17 protein-coding genes and 1 tRNA gene are annotated in these 17,453 nt (G+C 61.3%); 8 read left to right on the forward strand and 10 right to left on the reverse strand.

The genetic code is table 11. From position 1 onward, the window contains the following. Positions 1 to 29: 29 nt before the first annotated feature. Together AADZ90_RS07010 and AADZ90_RS07015 are read left to right on the forward strand one after the other, a co-directional pair. Complete coding sequence (locus AADZ90_RS07010) at positions 30 to 881, forward strand: ABC transporter permease family protein (protein ID WP_367308451.1); 852 nt, start codon at positions 30 to 32, stop codon at positions 879 to 881. Positions 882 to 1,358: 477 nt separating this feature from the next. Further along, complete coding sequence (locus tag AADZ90_RS07015) at positions 1,359 to 2,648, forward strand: alkaline phosphatase (protein ID WP_367308450.1); 1,290 nt, start codon at positions 1,359 to 1,361, stop codon at positions 2,646 to 2,648. Between the two features lie 100 nt (positions 2,649 to 2,748). Here AADZ90_RS07015 and AADZ90_RS07020 read toward each other — a convergent pair whose 3' ends face one another. The 5 genes from AADZ90_RS07020 to AADZ90_RS07040 form a co-directional block, all read right to left on the reverse strand. Continuing rightward, the gene (locus AADZ90_RS07020) at positions 2,749 to 3,630 is read right to left on the reverse strand and encodes a bile acid:sodium symporter family protein (protein WP_367308449.1); all 882 of its coding nucleotides are present in this window, start codon (positions 3,628 to 3,630) and stop codon (positions 2,749 to 2,751) included. Positions 3,631 to 3,633: 3 nt separating this feature from the next. After that, complete coding sequence (locus AADZ90_RS07025; protein WP_367308448.1) at positions 3,634 to 5,343, reverse strand: AMP-binding protein; 1,710 nt, start codon at positions 5,341 to 5,343, stop codon at positions 3,634 to 3,636. 292 nt (positions 5,344 to 5,635) lie between these two features. Next, positions 5,636 to 6,343 carry a transporter substrate-binding domain-containing protein gene (locus AADZ90_RS07030; protein WP_367308447.1) on the reverse strand — a complete coding sequence of 236 codons (708 nt, stop codon included), beginning with the start codon at positions 6,341 to 6,343 and terminating at the stop codon, positions 5,636 to 5,638. A gap of 10 nt (positions 6,344 to 6,353) precedes the next feature. Then, complete coding sequence (locus tag AADZ90_RS07035) at positions 6,354 to 6,953, reverse strand: short chain dehydrogenase (RefSeq protein WP_367308446.1); 600 nt, start codon at positions 6,951 to 6,953, stop codon at positions 6,354 to 6,356. After that, entirely contained in the window at positions 6,950 to 7,303 is a 354-nt protein-coding gene (locus tag AADZ90_RS07040; protein WP_367308445.1) for a MerR family transcriptional regulator, read from the reverse strand. The genes AADZ90_RS07035 and AADZ90_RS07040 overlap by 4 nt, the downstream gene beginning before the upstream one ends. A 529-nt stretch (positions 7,304 to 7,832) precedes the next feature. On the opposite strand from AADZ90_RS07040, the gene AADZ90_RS07045 reads away from it, so the two are divergent. Beyond that, a complete protein-coding gene (locus AADZ90_RS07045; protein ID WP_367308444.1) occupies positions 7,833 to 9,311 on the forward strand; it encodes an L-lactate permease in 1,479 nt (492 codons plus the stop codon). A 193-nt stretch (positions 9,312 to 9,504) separates the two neighbouring features. On the opposite strand, the gene AADZ90_RS07050 is transcribed toward AADZ90_RS07045, so the two are convergent. Continuing rightward, positions 9,505 to 9,580 (reverse strand) — tRNA-Ala (locus AADZ90_RS07050). Positions 9,581 to 9,640: 60 nt separating this feature from the next. Between AADZ90_RS07050 and AADZ90_RS07055 the strand changes: the two genes are divergently transcribed. Continuing rightward, positions 9,641 to 10,114 carry a DUF427 domain-containing protein gene (locus AADZ90_RS07055; protein ID WP_367308443.1) on the forward strand — a complete coding sequence of 158 codons (474 nt, stop codon included), beginning with the start codon at positions 9,641 to 9,643 and terminating at the stop codon, positions 10,112 to 10,114. A 7-nt stretch (positions 10,115 to 10,121) separates the two neighbouring features. Here AADZ90_RS07055 and AADZ90_RS07060 read toward each other — a convergent pair whose 3' ends face one another. Then, a complete protein-coding gene (locus tag AADZ90_RS07060) occupies positions 10,122 to 10,787 on the reverse strand; it encodes a hypothetical protein (RefSeq protein WP_367308442.1) in 666 nt (221 codons plus the stop codon). Positions 10,788 to 10,943: 156 nt separating this feature from the next. Here AADZ90_RS07060 and AADZ90_RS07065 point away from each other — a divergent pair, with 156 nt between their 5' ends. The 3 genes from AADZ90_RS07065 to AADZ90_RS07075 all read left to right on the forward strand — a co-directional run bounded on the left by AADZ90_RS07065 (position 10,944) and on the right by AADZ90_RS07075 (position 12,332). Next, positions 10,944 to 11,219, forward strand: a complete 276-nt coding sequence (locus AADZ90_RS07065) for a TFIIB-type zinc ribbon-containing protein (RefSeq protein ID WP_367309551.1) — start codon at positions 10,944 to 10,946, stop codon at positions 11,217 to 11,219. 69 nt (positions 11,220 to 11,288) lie between these two features. After that, entirely contained in the window at positions 11,289 to 11,885 is a 597-nt protein-coding gene (locus tag AADZ90_RS07070) for a carboxymuconolactone decarboxylase family protein (RefSeq protein WP_367308441.1), read from the forward strand. Between the two features lie 39 nt (positions 11,886 to 11,924). Further along, positions 11,925 to 12,332: an excalibur calcium-binding domain-containing protein gene (locus tag AADZ90_RS07075; protein ID WP_367308440.1), complete on the forward strand. Its 408-nt coding sequence runs from the start codon at positions 11,925 to 11,927 to the stop codon at positions 12,330 to 12,332. Between the two features lie 191 nt (positions 12,333 to 12,523). Here AADZ90_RS07075 and AADZ90_RS07080 read toward each other — a convergent pair whose 3' ends face one another. Beyond that, positions 12,524 to 12,862, reverse strand: coding sequence for a hypothetical protein (locus tag AADZ90_RS07080; protein WP_367308439.1), 339 nt, complete (start codon positions 12,860 to 12,862; stop codon positions 12,524 to 12,526). A gap of 134 nt (positions 12,863 to 12,996) precedes the next feature. Between AADZ90_RS07080 and AADZ90_RS07085 the strand changes: the two genes are divergently transcribed. Beyond that, a complete protein-coding gene (locus tag AADZ90_RS07085; RefSeq protein WP_411996959.1) occupies positions 12,997 to 13,881 on the forward strand; it encodes a class I SAM-dependent methyltransferase in 885 nt (294 codons plus the stop codon). Between the two features lie 809 nt (positions 13,882 to 14,690). Here AADZ90_RS07085 and AADZ90_RS07090 read toward each other — a convergent pair. Next, complete coding sequence (locus AADZ90_RS07090; protein ID WP_367308437.1) at positions 14,691 to 14,930, reverse strand: excalibur calcium-binding domain-containing protein; 240 nt, start codon at positions 14,928 to 14,930, stop codon at positions 14,691 to 14,693. Between the two features lie 66 nt (positions 14,931 to 14,996). Beyond that, positions 14,997 to 17,183 carry an excinuclease ABC subunit UvrB gene (uvrB, locus tag AADZ90_RS07095; RefSeq protein ID WP_367308436.1) on the reverse strand — a complete coding sequence of 729 codons (2,187 nt, stop codon included), beginning with the start codon at positions 17,181 to 17,183 and terminating at the stop codon, positions 14,997 to 14,999. Positions 17,184 to 17,453 lie beyond the last annotated feature (270 nt).

Consider the following 17,453-nt stretch of genomic DNA (forward strand, 5'->3'; position numbering starts at 1 on the left):
TCTTCACCTCTCTGCTGCGCATCCCAACGATGATCCCACCGCATGTGACGGCCATCGCCTGGGTGCAGGCGATGGGCCCGTCTTCGCCTGTTCTGAACACGCTCGGCCTTGCCCCACCGCCGGGCTCGCCGCACCCGCTCTACGGCCGAGACGGCGTTATCGCGCTGCTTGCCGTCCGGAACATGTCGCATGTCTTTCTCGTGGCGCTCGCAGCTCTCAGGGCACTCCCGCGCGAGATGCCGGATGCGACGCGGATCGCGGGGGCCGGAGCCAGCACTTTGCTGCGGAGAGTCGTCCTGCCGCTCCTCAAACCGAGGTTGCTCCTGCCAGTCACGGCGCTGTTCGGCAAGGCACTTATGGTCGCTTACGGCCTGCCGCTCTATGCCGACACGATCACCTTCGACAGATTCCGCCAGATCCTCTTCGAGCAATCGGTCATGCTTCGCGCTTTCCGCAATTCCACGCTCACCGCTGGGGCAGCCGCCTTTCTGATCGCCGGTCTTTGCATCTTTCTGGTGCGAATGCTGGCCGGGCCAAAGGGCGTGCAGCGGCGGATCGGCTTCGGCATCTCCACGGTGGCAGAGACGACCTACACCATTCCCGGCCTCGTCATCTCGGTTGCATTCATCCTGGCGTTCATCCGCCCGCTACCGACTCTCGTCATCTCGATCTACAATACGATGGCAATCATCTTGCTCGCCTATCTCAGCCGTTTCTTTGCCACAGTGCTCAAGCCAATCGCGGCGGCGTTCCTGCAATTTGACCCGGGGCTGGACGAGGCCCCCCGTGTCTTTGGCGCGGGGTTTGGCCGGAGAACGTACCGCATCACCTTGCCGCTCGTCGCGCAGCAGCGGCCTCGGGTGCCATCCTTGTGTTCCTGACCGCCTACAACGAGGTGAAGGTCTCGGCCCTCCTATAGTCCACCGGGACCGAGATCATCGGAACTGCGATCTACAACTACGTAGATGGCGGATATCCTGCACGAGATCCCGTCGACTGCAGCCTGCCTTCCGAAGCGCTTTGTCACGCCTTTGAGGTTAATTGCCATCGATCGGTCTGAACGTCTGCCCTGATCCGTAGGCATGCCGACTGCGTGTAACGACCACGTAACTGAGATTGGGTAGGGTCCTTTCGCCGATCACCCTAGCTTCTTGCAGAGAATAAACGCACTTGGGTTGTTCGCCTTTATCCGGAGTTCCAGGACGAGGCGGGCGCGACTCGCTGCATCGTGAATCTTCAACAAAGCTTCACATTCGCGGCCTTCAAACCAGTCAGTGTGAACCTACTCTTTCTGTCGGGAATTGGTGCGGCGATCACGCCGGCTCCTCTCCCCATCATGGCAACCAGGGAGTATCTTCATGTCGACGAAATCGAGTTTTGCAGCAGCAACTGCTGCTCTCTCCGTGTTGTTTGCCGCCGGTTCGGTGGAAGCCCAGGACACGGGCAATGTCATCTTCTTCCATCCTGACGGTACCGGCGCAAACCACTGGCTGGCCGCGCGGATGCACATTGTCGGCCCAGACGGTGAACTCAACTGGGACCGGCTGCCTGCGATCGGCGTCTATACCGGCCACATGGCCGACCGCGTCACCGGCACCAGCCATGGCGGCGCGACCGTGCATGCCTACGGGGTTAAAGTCCTCGCTGACAGCTACGGCCTGAACGGGACCGAGCCGCTGACTGCGGCCTCCGGTCAGCAGATGTCCATCGCGCAGGAGGCGATGGAGGCCGGCAAAGCGGTCGCTCTCGTCCAGTCAGGCCACATCGCCGAGCCCGGCACGGGCGTTTTCGTCGCCTCGAACGAAAGCCGTTCCAACACCCACGAGATCGCCGCCGATGTGATCGAATCCGGCGCACAGGTGATCCTCGCGGGCGGTGAACGCTTCCTCCTGCCAGAAGGCTTAGAAGGCCGACACGGCCCGGGTGAGCGGGAAGACGGCGTGAACCTCATCGAGCGTGCCGAAGAGTTAGGCTACACCGTAGTCTACGACCGCGAGGAACTGCTTGCCCTCGATACCAGCACGGTTGACATGGTGCTCGGCGTCTTCGCCCATAACCACACGTTCAACGATCAGGAACGCGAACGGAACATCATCGACGGCCTGCCGACATATAGCGAAGGCGCGCCGGCCATCGGCGAGATGAGCCGCGTCGCGCTTGAAATCGTCAGCCGGGACGAAGACGGCTTCTTCGCGGTCATCGAGGAAGAGGGCACGGATAACATCGCTAACAATATGAACGCCGCCGGTACGCTCGAGGCGCTGGCGCGGGCCGATCTGGCTATAGGTGAGATCCTCGATTTCATGGACGGCCGGGATGACACCATGCTTATCATGGCCGCCGATTCCGATGCTGGTGGCCTTCAGGTCGTCACTGCGGACGGCCCCGGTGCCGTCGACGCCACGACCCGCGGCGGTGGCATCCTACACGGCCAGCAGGGCACTTTCGGCGATGCATTCGAGACGGCAGCAGACGCCAACGGCCTTACCCATCACTTCGGCATCGGCTGGGTCGGTTACAACGACGTGGCGGGTGGTATCTTGGTCCGCGGGGCCGGATTGAACAGTGACCTGATCACGCCGCTGATGGATTCCACCGACGTCTACGCCGTCATGCATCAGACTCTCTTCGGGGCTCCGGTCCAGTAACCTCCGTCACAGTAGAAGGAAGGCTGCGGATCATCCGCTGCCTTCTTCTTCTCGCGAGTTTGACATTCAACCCAGTCATTTGCCCATGCGGGCAGTGAGATCACAGCAAGCCATCAGGCATCTTCTGCTCCGCGGCGAGATTGGCGCGGCGGAAGAGAAGCGTCACAGCTGTCGACACCATCACGATGAAAAGCGAGTAAAGCACCGGGACAGCCATGACCGCCTGCGCCTCCTCTGCCGGCCAGGTGAAGGCGATGATCGCAACTGCAAGCGGTCCGTTCTGGATCCCCGTCTCTAGTGCCACGGTGCGCGCGTTGCGCGGATGCAGTCGGAGCGCCATGGCGAAGACGTAGCCCACGGTGATTCCGACCAGTCCGAGCCCGATGGAGGCCGCATAGGTCGACCAGCCCGTCGACAGCAGAAATCCCCAGTTACGCGGGATCCATGACACGACAAGGAACAAGATGAAAAAGAGCGCCAGCGCGCTGCCCGCAAACTCTGTCACCGCGCCGATATTCGCGTTGAGCCGGCGCAGCACCATGCCAACCGCCACCGGGACCAGCAGCAGGATCAGCGTCGCGATCACGTTCTCACGCGGGATGTCGACATCTAGCGCCCCCGCATAGAGCACCAGTACGATCGGGATCAGCAGCACACCGAAGACTGTTGACGTCACCGTCATGAGAAGCGACAGCGCCAGGTTCCCCTTGGAGAAATAGGTGAACATGTTGGAGGTCGTGCCCCCCGGCATGCACGACATGATCAGGATGCCGATCGCCACTACCTCTGGCACGGGCAGCGTGAGCGCCAGGAGAAAACCGATCAGCGGCATGAACCCGTATTGCGACGTCACGCCGACGATCAGCCCATAGGGCCGCCGGAAGGCAAGCAGGAAGTCCCGCGGGGTCAGCGACGCGCCCATGCCCAGCATGATGACAAAGATCATGGCTGCAAGGATTGCCTGTTCGAGAGGTCCGACCATTCCTTAGCCCTCCGCGGCCGTGGCTTCGGCGCGGATGTCTTTGCGAAGGATCTTGCCGACATTCGATTTGGGCAACGCGTCGCGCATCACGACACGCTTGGGCACCTTGTATGGCGTCAGATGGGCCTTGCAGTACGCGCGCAGATCTTCGGTCGTCAGGGCAGGGTCCAGAAGCACCACATGGGCCTCGACCGCCTCGCCCGTGGCTGCGTCGGGCACGCCGATCACCGCCGCCTCCAAGACGCCGGGATGGGAGGCGAGGCAATCTTCGACCTCGTTCGGGTAGACGTTGAAGCCGGAGACGATCACCATGTCCTTCTTGCGGTCGACGATGCGGAAATAGCCGTCCTCGTCGCGCACTGCGATATCACCAGTCAGAAACCAGCCGTCACGCATCGTGGCCTCGGTCTCTTCTGGACGACGCCAATAACCGGCCATCACCTGCGGTCCCAGCGCAGCCAGTTCCCCCGCCTCGCCCGGCGGCGCCTCGGCCCCGTCCTCGCCCACGCAGCGGATATCCGTTCCAGGCACCGGGATCCCGATGGAGCCCGCCCGTACCCGGCCCAGCGGATTGAAGGTCAGAACCGGCGACGTTTCGGTCAGGCCGTAGCCTTCGAGCACTGGCTTGCCGGTCACCTCGCGCCACCGCTCGGCCACTGCCGTCTGAAGCGCCATCCCCCCGGCAGAGGCGAATTTCAGGTGCTTCGGTGGCGTCTCCTTGAACCACAACTCGTTGGTCAGGCCGTTGAAGAGCGTGTTCACCCCGCTCATCCAGGTGATCCTGTAGTTCTCAAAGGCGCGCTTCAGGTTCGACAGGGGGCGCGGATTGGGGATCAGGATGTTGCGGGCGCCCAGCCACCAGAAACCCATCAGGTTCACCGTGAAGGCGAAGACGTGATAGAGCGGCAAGGCCGTCAGCGCGACCTCCTCGCCCTGCTCGACGCCCTCGATCATCTCCATCGTCTGCTCCATGTTCACCAGAAGGTTGCGATGGGTCAGCATGGCGCCTTTGGCCACGCCGGTCGTCCCGCCCGTGTATTGCAGGACGGCGACGTCATCGGACTCCACCGTGGTGCGGTACTCTTCGACCGCAACGCCTTTCTGCGCGTTCCGACCGGCGGCAAGCGCGGCCGGAAGGCGGATATGGGCGAAATCGATCTCCGGCAGGCTGCGATCCCAGTACTTCTGCACCAGCCGGACGATCCCCCGGGGCGCCGCGGGGAGGAACTCGGCCACCTGTGTGATGATCACGTTCGGGATCGGGTGGCCCTTGACGGCCTCGCGCACCTTGTCGGCAAACATGTCCACGACGATCAGGGCCTTCGGCTCGGCATCTTCGAATTGCTTGGCCATCTCTTCGGCCGTGTAAAGCGGGTTGACGTTCACCAGAACGCATCCCGCCTTCAGCACACCGAAGGCCGCCACCGGGAAGGACAGGCCGTTGGGCACCTGCAGGGCCACCCGGTCCCCCTTCGACAGGCCGCAAACCTCGCGCAGATAGACTGCCATCGCATCTGACATCTCGTCGGTCTGCGCGAAGGTCAGCGTGCCGTTCATGCCGTTCGGCAGGCAGCAGGTGAAGGCGGGCTTGCGACCGTGAAGGTGGGCGACCGCTGCGACCATGTCGCCAAGCGTCCGATATCGCGGCGCATCGATATTCTGCCGCACCGAGGGGCCGTAGAAGGCCGTCCACGGCCGGTGGTGGTCTGTCATCGTTCCTCCCCTGGCCGCGTGCTTTCCGATCAGCCATGTCTCTAGCTAAGTGATTGAAACCAGCGGTCAACGCCATCCGATCAGCGAGATGCCATCGGCTGATCTGATTTGCGGGGCAGTGATCCCAAGTAGGACGGGTCATTGCTGAGCCGTGGAGGCTTGCAGATCAGCCATTGTCGGCGCGATGACCTGTAAAACTCGGCCATAATGACCGCCTCACCCCAGCGGCTTATGTGGGGTCCTGTTTGCAGCAGGGCAGGATAGGGACTGTCTATGATGCGGCGATCAGCGATTAAACCAGAAGATCAATGTCGTCGTCCGAGAAACCGAAGGTTTTCATCAACTGGCGATGCGCTTTGCTGCCGATGAGGGTGTTGAGAACGCCATCGACAGCATCCCTCAGGTCAGGGTTGGCCTTGTCAAATCCGAAACAGCCAAAGGCAGCCGGTTTTTCTGAAGATGGAATAACAATGCTCGTCATATGCGCGTTTGGGGTCCGTTCCAGATACCCCTCATGAGCCCGCGCAACACTGGCATATGCGTCGACTTGACCGGCGCGGACTGCATCAGCGGCCTCAAGATAAGTAGCAAAGACCAAAATCCGGTCGGGCGGCACTCCCATGTCCAGTGCATTTTGGTGTTGAAACTGGTCACGTATGACCGCCAGTTTGAGTGCGTCAAGCCCTGCCAGACTGCGATACCCGTTGAACCGGTTGGTATCTGCTGACCGGATCAACAGACCGTCCGGCAATGCCCAGATCGGGCGACTGAACAGGGCGAGCGCTTGACGCGTCTCGGTTGCGAAAAGCCCGGTGGTCATCTGCCATGCCTTGCGCGTCAGTCCTGGTAGCAGATCTGCAAACTCCACCTCGACGAATATGACGTCTCCGATGCCCAGCTGGTGAAGGACTTGCCGCGCAAGCTCTACATCACATCCCGTGATGGCGCCGCTTTCATCCCTGTAATTGAAGGGGGGTTCGATGAGGTAGGCGACCTTCACGATCTCTGTCTCATCCGACAGTCACCACTTGCCCGGTGACCGCGCCTTCGACGCATTTGGCAAAGGCACGCCCAACTTTCTCCGAAGATACACGCTCATGTCCGGGAAAGAATGCGCCGTATCGCGCTTCAGACGCCTCCAGCAAGCCGGGGCTGACGACATTGATCCGAATTCCGCGCTGCTGCTCGATCGCCGCGCCGGTGACGAACCCTGCCAAAGCCCCATTCGCCGTGGCCGCACTGGTCCCCGAGACGACAGGGTCACGGTCCAGGACGCCGCTCGTCAAGGTGAAAGACCCATGGTCGGATATACGTTTCAACCCTTCAAGGACGAGGTTGATCTGCCCCATGACCTTGTTGTCCAAGCCAACCCTGAACGTCGCCTCGGTATACTCCGCAAGGGGCGCGAAGTGCACGTTCCCCGCAGTTGAAACTACGGCATCAAAGGTGCCCACCGCGTCATACATCGCCCCGATGGACTGCCTGTCACCAATATCGACACTCACATCTCCGGTGCTGCGACCGGCCCGGACGATGTCGTGCCGCTTTGACAGCTCAGAGTATGCGGCCCGGCCGACATCGCCGGATGCCCCGACCAGAATGATCTTCACCGTAGATACTCCTCATAGATCTCGAGCTTTCGGACCAGGATTTCTTCGCATCGATCGAGATCGCTGCGCCGTCTCGCGAGCCGTTCGGAATGATCCAGCAGAATGGCTTTTCGTGCCGGTATCGTCTCGTCTCCTTGCGCATAGAGCGCCGCAAATCGTTGCATGACCTTCATTGGCATCCCTGTTTCACGCAGCCAATAGAGCAGGGTCAGCCATTCGACATTCTCGCGTGAAAATCTGCGCTGCCCGTCCGATCCGCGCATGACGTTTGGCACAAGCCCTTCTGCCTCGTAGTAGCGGATCGTATCGGCCTTGAGGCCAGACGCGGATGCAGCCTCTGAAATGCGCATGAAGTCACCTCCCAACCTTGGTTGAGATACCGGCTTGGAGTTACTCCAGGTCAAGAAGAAATCTGCGCACCGGGTGTCCCTAGCATTGCGATCTGTATCCGTGACGAAACGTGGGAAGTCGGCGCGTCTTCGCCGTTGATAAACAAGGTATTATCGGTATTCGGGACTGGACGGTTGCGCGGAAAGATCGCGGCGTGCAAGTTGACGTTATGGTGCACAATGCGCCGAAATCGATTTCTCCTGGACAACCCCAGCCACCGATGCGGATTGCCGTTTTCAGTATCAGAGACCGCAACATCAGGGCCCCCGAAGCGACACCGCTCGTTGCCTGCGGGGACGCTTGCAGGGCCGTCGTCGGTGGTGATCTGAGCATGAATGGGTCGTCGGCTTTGACAAGTGGGCACCAGGTCCTTTTTGCCAAGGAGATTCTGGCCGCGATAACCAAGGCAACGGTGGCCGCCATGATCGCCGTTGCAGGTGCCGGAGGGCTCTTGCACGTTCGACACGCGGCGGCGGGCGGTGGCGGGTAGTGGCCGCGCTGCTCGCCGCGACGCCGCTTCTGGTCATTCTCGTCGGAATGGGTCTTCTCCGGCGTTCAGCGGTTATCGCCGGTCTGATGGGTCTGACCGTCGCCGTGGTTCTTTCGGTAACAGTGTTCCATCTGGAAAACGCCGCGGTCAGCGATGAGTTTACAGCCAGCTTTGGCGTCATCGCTGAGGCGGTGCATTCCACGGCCACGATCCTTTGGATCATCCTGCCCGCGCTTGCGATTTACGAGTTCCAGCGGCAGGCGGGCGCTATCGACCGGATCCGCGACACGCTGGCGGCCCTCGCCGATGATCGGCGTATCCAGGCGATCCTGATCGCGTGGTTCTTCGGCCTGTTCATGGAAGGCGCTGCCGGTTTCGGAACACCTGTCGCATTGGCCGCACCGCTCTTGGTCGGGCTTGGCTATGCCCCTGTCAGGGCGGTTGCGCTGGCGCTTCTGGGCCATGCGGCGGGCGTATCCTTCGGTGCGGTGGGAACGCCCGTCCTCGCGCAGGTCGAGGTGACCGGACTGAGTGCAAGAGACGTTGCGATGAGGACGGCGGCGCTACACGCAGTAGCCGGTCCGGTGTTGCTTCTGCTGATGGTTCGCCTTGCCGGTAAGGGGCGGCTGACCCGGTCTGATCTCGGCTGGGCCGGCTTCGCGGCGCTGTGCTTCCTCGCCCCGTCGCTTGCGCTGGCGTTCCTCGCAGGGCCGGAGCTGCCGACGCTTGGCGGGGCGCTGATCGGAACGGCGGTTTTCGTGCTCGTGCTGCGCCGCCGCCGTGAGTCGCCGAACCTGAACCTGCGCCCGTTGCTGCCCGACCTCGCCCCTTACCTCTTCATCCTGCTGCTGGTGCTCGTGACGCGGCTGATCCCGTCCCTGCAGGGATCACTAAGCGGGTTTGCCCTGTCATGGACATTCGCGGAGGCATTCCGCGGATCATTCCAGCCTCTCTATCACCCGGGTACAATGCTGTTTCTAGGCTTGTTTCTGGGCGCTCTCGTAACACGGCGTGGCGGGTTGATCGGCGGCGCCATGGCAGCTGCGTTGCAGCGCCTGCTGCCGGTCGCACTTGCCTTGCTCGTCATGCTGACATTGTCGCGTCTCATGGTCCATTCCGGTATGATCGGGACACTGGCCGTCGCAGCCGCCGGCGTCGGTCCGGCCTGGCCGCTTGTCGCGCCCCTCATTGGCGTGCTGGGCACCTTCATCACCGGCTCGGCGACCGCGTCGAACATCCTGTTCTCGGAGCTCCAGCTCTCGACCGCGTCGAGCCTGTCGTTACCGCCTGCGACGATGGCCGCTGCGCAGAGCTTCGGCGCGGCGATTGGCAACGTCGTTGCGCCGCATAACATCATCGCAGGCAGTGCTACGGTCGGGCTTGCGGGGCGGGAGGGTGACATCCTTAGACTGACGGCGCGACCGTGCATCATTTATGCTGGCATCGGCGGCGCGATCATCCTGGTCACGCAGCTTTAGGAACACGAAACCTAGGGCTAAGCGATGGGTCTGATCCCGTATTCAGGTGAAGACAATCGGAACTTGCTTTGTGCCAAAGGCTGCAAGATGCAATGAGCGTGTCGCGCGGTCGGGGCTCCATGGTGCGATGGGCTGCAATCGGCGCCGGCATCGAGCCAGTCATCAGCCGCTGGTTCTGAGGACAAGGCTGGCTTGGTGGAGCCGATCGGGATCGAACCGACGACCTCGTCATTGCGAACGACGCGCTCTCCCAACTGAGCTACGGCCCCATCGGCGCGGTATGTGGCAAGCGGGGTTGGCGGTGTCAAGGCGGGGCCTAGGTTCGGAGCATGGCTTTGGCTCGTGAAAATGTTCAAGATTACCCCCGCCCGCCGGCGCTGGAACGCGTCGATATGCAGATCGCTGGGGAGATTGCCGGAGAGGTGCTGTTCGACGTACCCGCGGCATGGCGGGTGCTGGAGACCCACCATGCGCCGACATATTACCTGCCGCTCGACGCCTTTCCCGAGGGTGCGTTGACGCCAACCGGGCGGCAGACCTTTTGTGAGTGGAAGGGGCGAGCGGCCTATTTTGACCTGACCTTAGGTGGCCGCAGGGTTTCGGATGCGGCCTGGACCTATCCCGAGCCGACCAGGACGTTCGCCGCGTTGAAAGACCATGTCTCGATTTACGCCCATGCCCTTGATCGGATCACCGTCGACGGCGTCCCGGTTACGCCGCAGCCCGGTGATTTCTATGGGGGCTGGGTGACGCCCAACCTGGACGGGATCGTCAAGGGCGGCCCGGGGACCGAGTGGTGGTGAGCCCGCGCTAGAAAGACATCCAGACTCCGATCTTGAGTTGAATTTCATCGTCTCCGGCGATGGGCTGGATCGCGCCGATCTCGACGTCGAGACCCTCGACGACCGTGACAACGCCAGACGGTGCGAACTTGGAGTATAGCGCGCCGGACGTCGATACGCTGGTCTGGAATTGAACGATACCTTTCACGTGGTCACCGAAGCGCCGGCCAAGCGTGACATCCGATTTCCAATCGGTGCGCTGACTGTTGGGCGCCGTGGTGTAGAATGTGTCGATTGTCAGCCATCCCTTTTCAAGACCTCTGCCCCAGGACAGACCGGCCCGCAGGAGGGGAACACTGACCCCGCCCTCCAGATCTTCGATCCCGAGGGCCAGCGTCACGGCGACAGGATGGTCGGTGAAGTCTTGCAGGATCGGATGACGCGCGAAGGCCAAAGCGGTGGCCGTCTGGCCATTGCTGCCTGTTGATAGATCGATGCCCGCGGTCAGATCGTCGGTCAGGCCGTATTCGAAGAAGAGCGACAGATCCCTACCTTTCAGAACCTCCGGCGGAGCGGTGACAGAGGACGTGCGCCCGAACGAGAGAAAGACGTTTCCGTCCCCTCTCGGCCAGGCACCGGCCTGGGCTGACCCTGCGATCACAGACGCCAGCAGATACGCGACGACTCGTTTCAAGAACCGATTCCCTCCACCGGATGAGGGGATCGTCGGCGCTTAGGGTTAATGGCCGCTTAATCGTCCGTCCGTGCGAGCGGCGCGGTTTCCCGCCGCGCCCCATTGCGGCGTCGCGGCGCCGACCCATCTATGAAGGAGTTTGACAGGAGGATACCGATGAAATGCCCGATTGACGGAACGGATCTGGTCATGGCCGACCGGACCGGAGTCGAGATCGACTATTGCCCCCAGTGCCGCGGAGTCTGGCTGGATCGGGGAGAACTGGACAAGATTATTGAACGTTCCACTGCGTCCGCACCGCCGCCGCCACCGCCGCCCCCGGCGCAGGATATGCGCGACAGAGATCGCTATCGGGACGACGATGATTATCGGCATTCCGGCCACCGGAAACGGCGCAAGGAAAGCTTCCTGTCGGATATCTTTGATTTCTGACCGAGCCTCGTTTCACTCCTCCCTCCGGCTTGCTATCACGCGGTGCTGACGAAGAGGGAGGAGAACGACATGGCTCTGGTAGATGCGATCGAGGAACACGACCTCGATCCGGGCCTGCGCGAGAAGGTGCAATTTTTCAAAGGTCCGCTTGGGGTTATCCCGAATTCGGTGCGGACCATGGCGTATCGCCCGGCGATCGCGGAGGCTTACACGGCGCTGAACGTCGCTGTGATGCAGCCGACCGAACGGGTGTCGTCCGAGTTCAAGCGGCTGATCGGCTATGCCTCGTCCTTTGCGTCGGGCTGCATGTATTGCCGGGCGCATATGATCCTGGCCTCCGAGCGGTTCGGCGCGTCGGAAGAGCGTCTGGCCGCCGTCACGGATTTCGAGGACTCGCCTTGTTTTACTGACGCTGAGAAGGCCGCGCTGGCGTTTGCGCATGCGGCGACGGCTGTCCCGAACGGGGTGGATGAGGGTGTTGCGCGGCGGTTGAAGGCGCATTGGGCGGATGAGGACATCGTGGAGATCATGGCCGTGATCTCTCTCTTCGGGTATCTGAACCGCTGGAACGACAGCATGGGCAGCGCGCTGGAGGACCTGCCGGTCGAGGCCGGGGAGCGGCTGCTGGGCGGCACCGGTTGGGAGGTCGGCAAGCACGCGGGCTGAGGCCATTTGTGCGCCATATTCTTGAGCTATCCGGACAGCATGAATGACGAGACGTCCCTGACTTCCGTGCGCGAAACGCGCGGGCACAGGCGGCGCTCTGCCCGGGCGGAGCGTGAGCTGGCGAAGACGTTCAGTCCCGTCAACCTGCTGATCCGTATCATCTTTTTGCCACTGACGGTCGCGTTGGTTGCCTTTGGTGTCTACCTGCGCACCAGCCCCTACAGCCCGGCCGAAGCAGCGCTGCATCTGGTGCCCCTGGCCGGGTGCGAGGCGGCGAAAAAGTTCGGGCTGGCCCCGGCGCAGCGGGGTGGGTTGGGATACCATTCCAAGAACGATCCGGACGGGGATGGGATCGCCTGCGACGCCGGTGTTTTGAGGGTGACGGCGCCGTCGAATACCACCGTCCCGGACAGGTCGTCGACGGGGGCGAAGTTCGTCCGGCCCTGAGCGTTAACCCCCGGATTTCGGGGGGCTGCATCCTGTCGGCTTTCTGTCGGACTCCTGTCGGAGATGACCGTACGGTGGCGGCGGTTAACGCAACGCCCGGCGGGCAATCGCGGGAAACAATTGATCGTTTCTGGGGGGGACTGTTCCGGATGGAAGACCCCCGCCAATGCCCTCTGCCCGGTCCGGAACCGTCAGGCGGTGTGGCTCATGGCGACCATCGCGAGGAGGGCGAAGGTGAGGCCGATGCCCTCGCGCGGGCCGATGGGCTCTTCGAAGACCAGCGCGCCGATCAGGGCGAGGGCGATTAGGGTCAGCATCGAATAGGCGACCCCGGCCTGGGCGAGCGTCACGTGGCGCATCGCGAAGTACCAGAGGATCGCGGATCCGGCATAGAGCGCGCAGCCGGCGATCACGTGGGTTGAGGTCAGGGGCAGGCGGCCATCGGCCGCGAGTTTCAGAACGTAGTCACCGACGATCACGACGAGCGCGGTGAAGAGGGCGAAGGCATAGCCTGAGGCAAACTGGGACATCTTTATACTCGTTACAAAAGGGCACTTGAAAAGGTGCGGGCCGAGAAACCGGCGTGGCCCGCATGGGCGAGCATAGCAGAAATGCCGGCCTTTGTCGCCGGGGCGCCGGAAGCGGCCTCCCAAGCGTAGGATCGGTGATTTCACCCATCACGCCGCCGGATGTTTTCGAAAGCGATGGATGCGAGCACCCATCCTACGCGTGCTGTTGTCACGGTTGGCGAAGCGAAATACCCTACGGCATGGTGAATTCGCCAGACAGCTACCATGAGCGGGTGAAAGACTACAGTCCGGACCGCATTGCACCGTTCAATTCTGCGAACAAGCGCAGTCCACAGGCGCGCAAGATAGAGCAGCAATTGCTCATTCAGCGACTTGATTTGCGACCTGGCCAGAGAGTGCTTGATACAGGTTCTGGTGGTGGGTACCTGGTTGACGGCTTTCCAAAGTCGCTTCGCGATACCGGAACGATTATCTGCAGTGACGCGTCTGAACACTTCATTGCAACCGTTCCAAAGCCGTTTCTTCCGATTGTTTGTGGCATGGACGCATTTCCTTTATCGCGTGATTCAATGGATCGCGTCTGCAACCTTGCCGGCCTTCATCATGTTGAATACAAGGATCGCTTCTTCCGCGAAGCGGCACGTGTTTTGAAATCAGGCGGGCTGATCGCTGTCGCCGATGTTCGTAGCGGCACGCGACCTGCACGCTGGTTAAACGGCCCTGTCGATCGTTTTACCGATATTGGTCATGACGGCATGTTTGTCGCAGAAGGGGAATTCAGCGCGCTACTTGAGAAGGCTGGGTTTTCTGAGATTGAAGAGAAGCACGAGATCTATCCCTGGTCTTTTGAGGGCTGGGAAGAACTCGTTGATTTCTGTCGTGATCTGTTTCGCCTCGCCAAGGCAACGAGAGAAGATATTGAAGCGGCTCTGGAAGAGTGTTTGGTCATTACGCGCGACCGTGAGGCCGTGACGCTGGAATGGGAACTGACCTACGCGACAGGGCGGATTCCTGAATAGAATGCATGATGGGTGATTTCACCCATCATGCCACGGGACGTTTTTGAAAGCGATGGGAGCGAGCACCCGCCCGGCGCTTGCTATCCGAAGCATGCTAGTGGTGCCACTTTTCCTTCTCGATTAGTCCATCGTAGCTCCAAACTTTTGCCAGATAAGAGAGGGAAAATCTTCGTTAATGAATTTGGGACGTAAAGCCCATAGGTGTGTAGAACAAGAAGTGGAGAAACCATTGCATAGCCAAGTATCATTTTCAGTCGCTATTTTTCTTCTTCTTGCAGGATGCGCTGAGACAACTATTACTCCAATTACTCAAAACCAATTTCTTCTTTCCACGAGTGCCGCACCCGCTTGCGGAACTACTGGTGCCTCTTCTGTTGCCGCTCGTATGGCAGCGGTGGAGACAATCCGGAGAGGATATCAACGGTTTGTGATACTCAATGCCAGCTCCGAGAACAACGTTCAAGCAATCACTACAGCTCCGACTTACAGTAACACGTACACTAATGCGTCTGTGTATGGGAACTCAGTCTACGGTCGCTCCACGACCTATTATGGGGGTGGAGGCACAACGCTTGTGGGTACCAACGACGCGAGCTTGAATGTCTTGATGCTCAATCCTGGAGATTCAGGATTTGAACGTGGTATCGATGCGCGAGTTGAACTCGGTCCAGAATGGCAGGCCATCGTAAATGATGGTATAAATACTTGCTCTTAAAGCGAATGGGTTGAGCGATCTCTGCCACAGATCGATGGGAAGCTTTATGGCGAGACGAGATCGCAGATAGATGCGTATCTCACTGCTCGTCTAGCTAGTTTCGCTCGCAGGCCACCCCATCTCCGTCACGATCGAGCCCATACTTATCGACGCCCACGACCCAGACGGGTCCGCGTACGTATTCGGGGCCGTTTCCGCTTCCACCAGCGCAGTCAACATCAGAGGCGATTGGGACGCAGGCGCCGGTGTAGTTCGGATCGCATTGCTGAGATATGGCGGCTTGAGGAGCCAGGATAGCAAAAACCAAAATTGCAAAAGTGATCTTGGAAGTCATCAGTTAACCTTTCTTCAATAAAGGTTAACTGTGATCTCCGGAGCGAGGATTCAAGTCTGCTTGAGGCTACCGCCCCCGCCGCCGCTTATTCCCACCCCGCTGCCCCGCTCTCCCAGCCGTCGACCTTCCCGCCGCCTTCTGGGCGTCGCCGACCGCTTTCTCCACGGCCTGCTGACGGGCGAGGGGGTCGTCGGCGACGACGAGGTCGACGGTTTCCAGCCGCTTGATCTCGTCCCGCAGGCGGGCGGCCTCTTCGAATTCGAGGTTCTCGGCGGCCTTGCGCATGTCGGTGCGGAGGCCGTCGAGGACCGCCTGCAGGTTGGCGCCGGTCGGCGTGTCGACCTGGGCGGTCACGCGGTTCATGTCGACGTCGCCCTTGTAGAGGCCCGCCAGCACATCCTCGACGTTCTTCTTGACCGTCTCGGGGGTGATCCCGTGTTCCTGATTATAGGCGATCTGCTTGGCCCGCCGGCGGTCGGTTTCCTTGAGCGCGCGTTCCATCGAGCCGGTGATCTTGTCGGCATACATGATGACGCGGCCGTCGGCGTTGCGGGCGGCGCGGCCGATGGTCTGGATGAGCGAGGTTTCGGAGCGCAGGAACCCCTCCTTATCCGCATCGAGGATGGCGACGAGGCCGCATTCGGGGATATCGAGCCCCTCGCGCAGGAGGTTGATGCCGATCAGGACGTCGAAGGCGCCGAGGCGCAGGTCGCGCAGGATCTCGATCCGTTCGATCGTGTCGATGTCGGAATGCATGTAGCGGACGCGGATGCCCTGTTCGTGCATGTATTCGGTCAGATCCTCGGCCATGCGCTTGGTCAGCGTGGTGGCCAGCGTGCGGTAGCCCTGGGCCGCGACGCGGCGGACCTCGTCGAGGAGGTCGTCGACCTGCATCTCGACCGGGCGGATCTCGACCTGCGGGTCGAGGAGGCCGGTGGGGCGGATGACCTGTTCGGTGAAGACGCCGCCCGTTTGCTCAAGCTCCCAGGATTGGGGGGTGGCGGAGACGAAGACGGATTGCGGGCGCATGGCATCCCATTCCTCGAACTTGAGCGGGCGGTTGTCCATGCAAGAGGGCAGGCGGAAGCCGTGTTCGGCCAGCGTGAACTTGCGCCGGTAGTCGCCGCGATACATGCCACCGATCTGGGGGACGGAGACGTGGGATTCATCCGCGAAGACGATGGCGTGGTCGGGGATGAACTCGAAGAGGGTCGGGGGCGGCTCCCCGGGGGCGCGGCCGGTGAGGTAGCGGGAGTAGTTTTCGATGCCGTTGCAGACGCCGGTCGCCTCGAGCATCTCGAGGTCGAAATTGGTGCGCTGTTCGAGGCGCTGGGCTTCGAGGAGCTTGCCGTCGTTGACCAGCTGGTCGAGGCGGGTGCGGAGCTCTTTCTTGATGCCGATGATGGCCTGGTTCATCGTGGGCCGGGGCGTCACGTAATGCGAATTGGCGTAGACACGGATGCGGTCGAAGCTGTCGGTCTTTTCGCCCGTGAGCGGGTCGAATTCGGTGATGGTCTCGAGTTCCTCGCCGAAGAAGGAGAGCTTCCAGGCGCGGTCTTCGAGGTGGGCGGGCCAGATCTCCAAGGAGTCGCCGCGGACGCGGAAGGTGCCGCGCTGGAACGCCTGGTCGTTGCGGCGGTATTGCTGGGCGATCAGATCGGCCATGACCTTGCGCTGGTCGTAGCTCTTCCCGGTATGGAGGTCCTGGGTCATCGCGCCATAGGTTTCGACCGAGCCGATGCCGTAGATGCAGGAGACGGAGGCGACGATGATGACGTCGTCGCGTTCCAGAAGCGCCCGAGTGGCCGAGTGGCGCATCCGGTCGATCTGTTCGTTGATCTGGCTTTCTTTTTCTATGTAGGTGTCCGACCGCGCGACATAGGCCTCGGGCTGGTAGTAATCGTAGTAGCTGACGAAGTACTCGACGGCGTTGTCGGGGAAGAAGCCCTTGAATTCGCCGTAGAGCTGGGCGGCGAGCGTCTTGTTGGGGGCCAGGATGATGGCGGGGCGCTGCGTTTCCTCGATCACCTTGGCCATGGTGAAGGTCTTGCCGGTACCGGTCGCGCCGAGGAGGACCTGGTCGCGTTCGCCGGATGTCACGCCGGCGGAAAGCTCGGCGATGGCGGTGGGCTGGTCGCCGGCAGCCTGGAATTCGGTCTGCATGACGAAGCGCTTGCCGCCCTCGAGCTTGTCGCGGGTTTTGACATCGGGCGCAGCGGAGTGGAGCATGGGTGCGGTGGCCGCATCGGACATGGGTCGGAATCCCTTTGGCGGAGACCTCTACCATGTGTCTTCCGATGCGGTCAGTTCAAGGTGGCTGACGGGACGTCCTGACAGGAGGTGGCAGGAGGGGGATAGTACGGGGTGGTTACCGGATGGAGCGAAGTGACATCATGCGGCGTATTTCGTTGAAGAACTCGTCCTTGATCGATGCGTAAGTCGCTGATTCAATTCTTTCCATAGGGAGGAATTGGGGATGATGGGACCAAAGCAGGAAGCGCAGGCGGCACTGTTCTACGAGTT

Origin of the sequence: Aestuariibius violaceus, assembly GCF_040779325.2 — a bacterium.
Classification (GTDB): domain Bacteria; phylum Pseudomonadota; class Alphaproteobacteria; order Rhodobacterales; family Rhodobacteraceae; genus Aestuariibius; species Aestuariibius violaceus.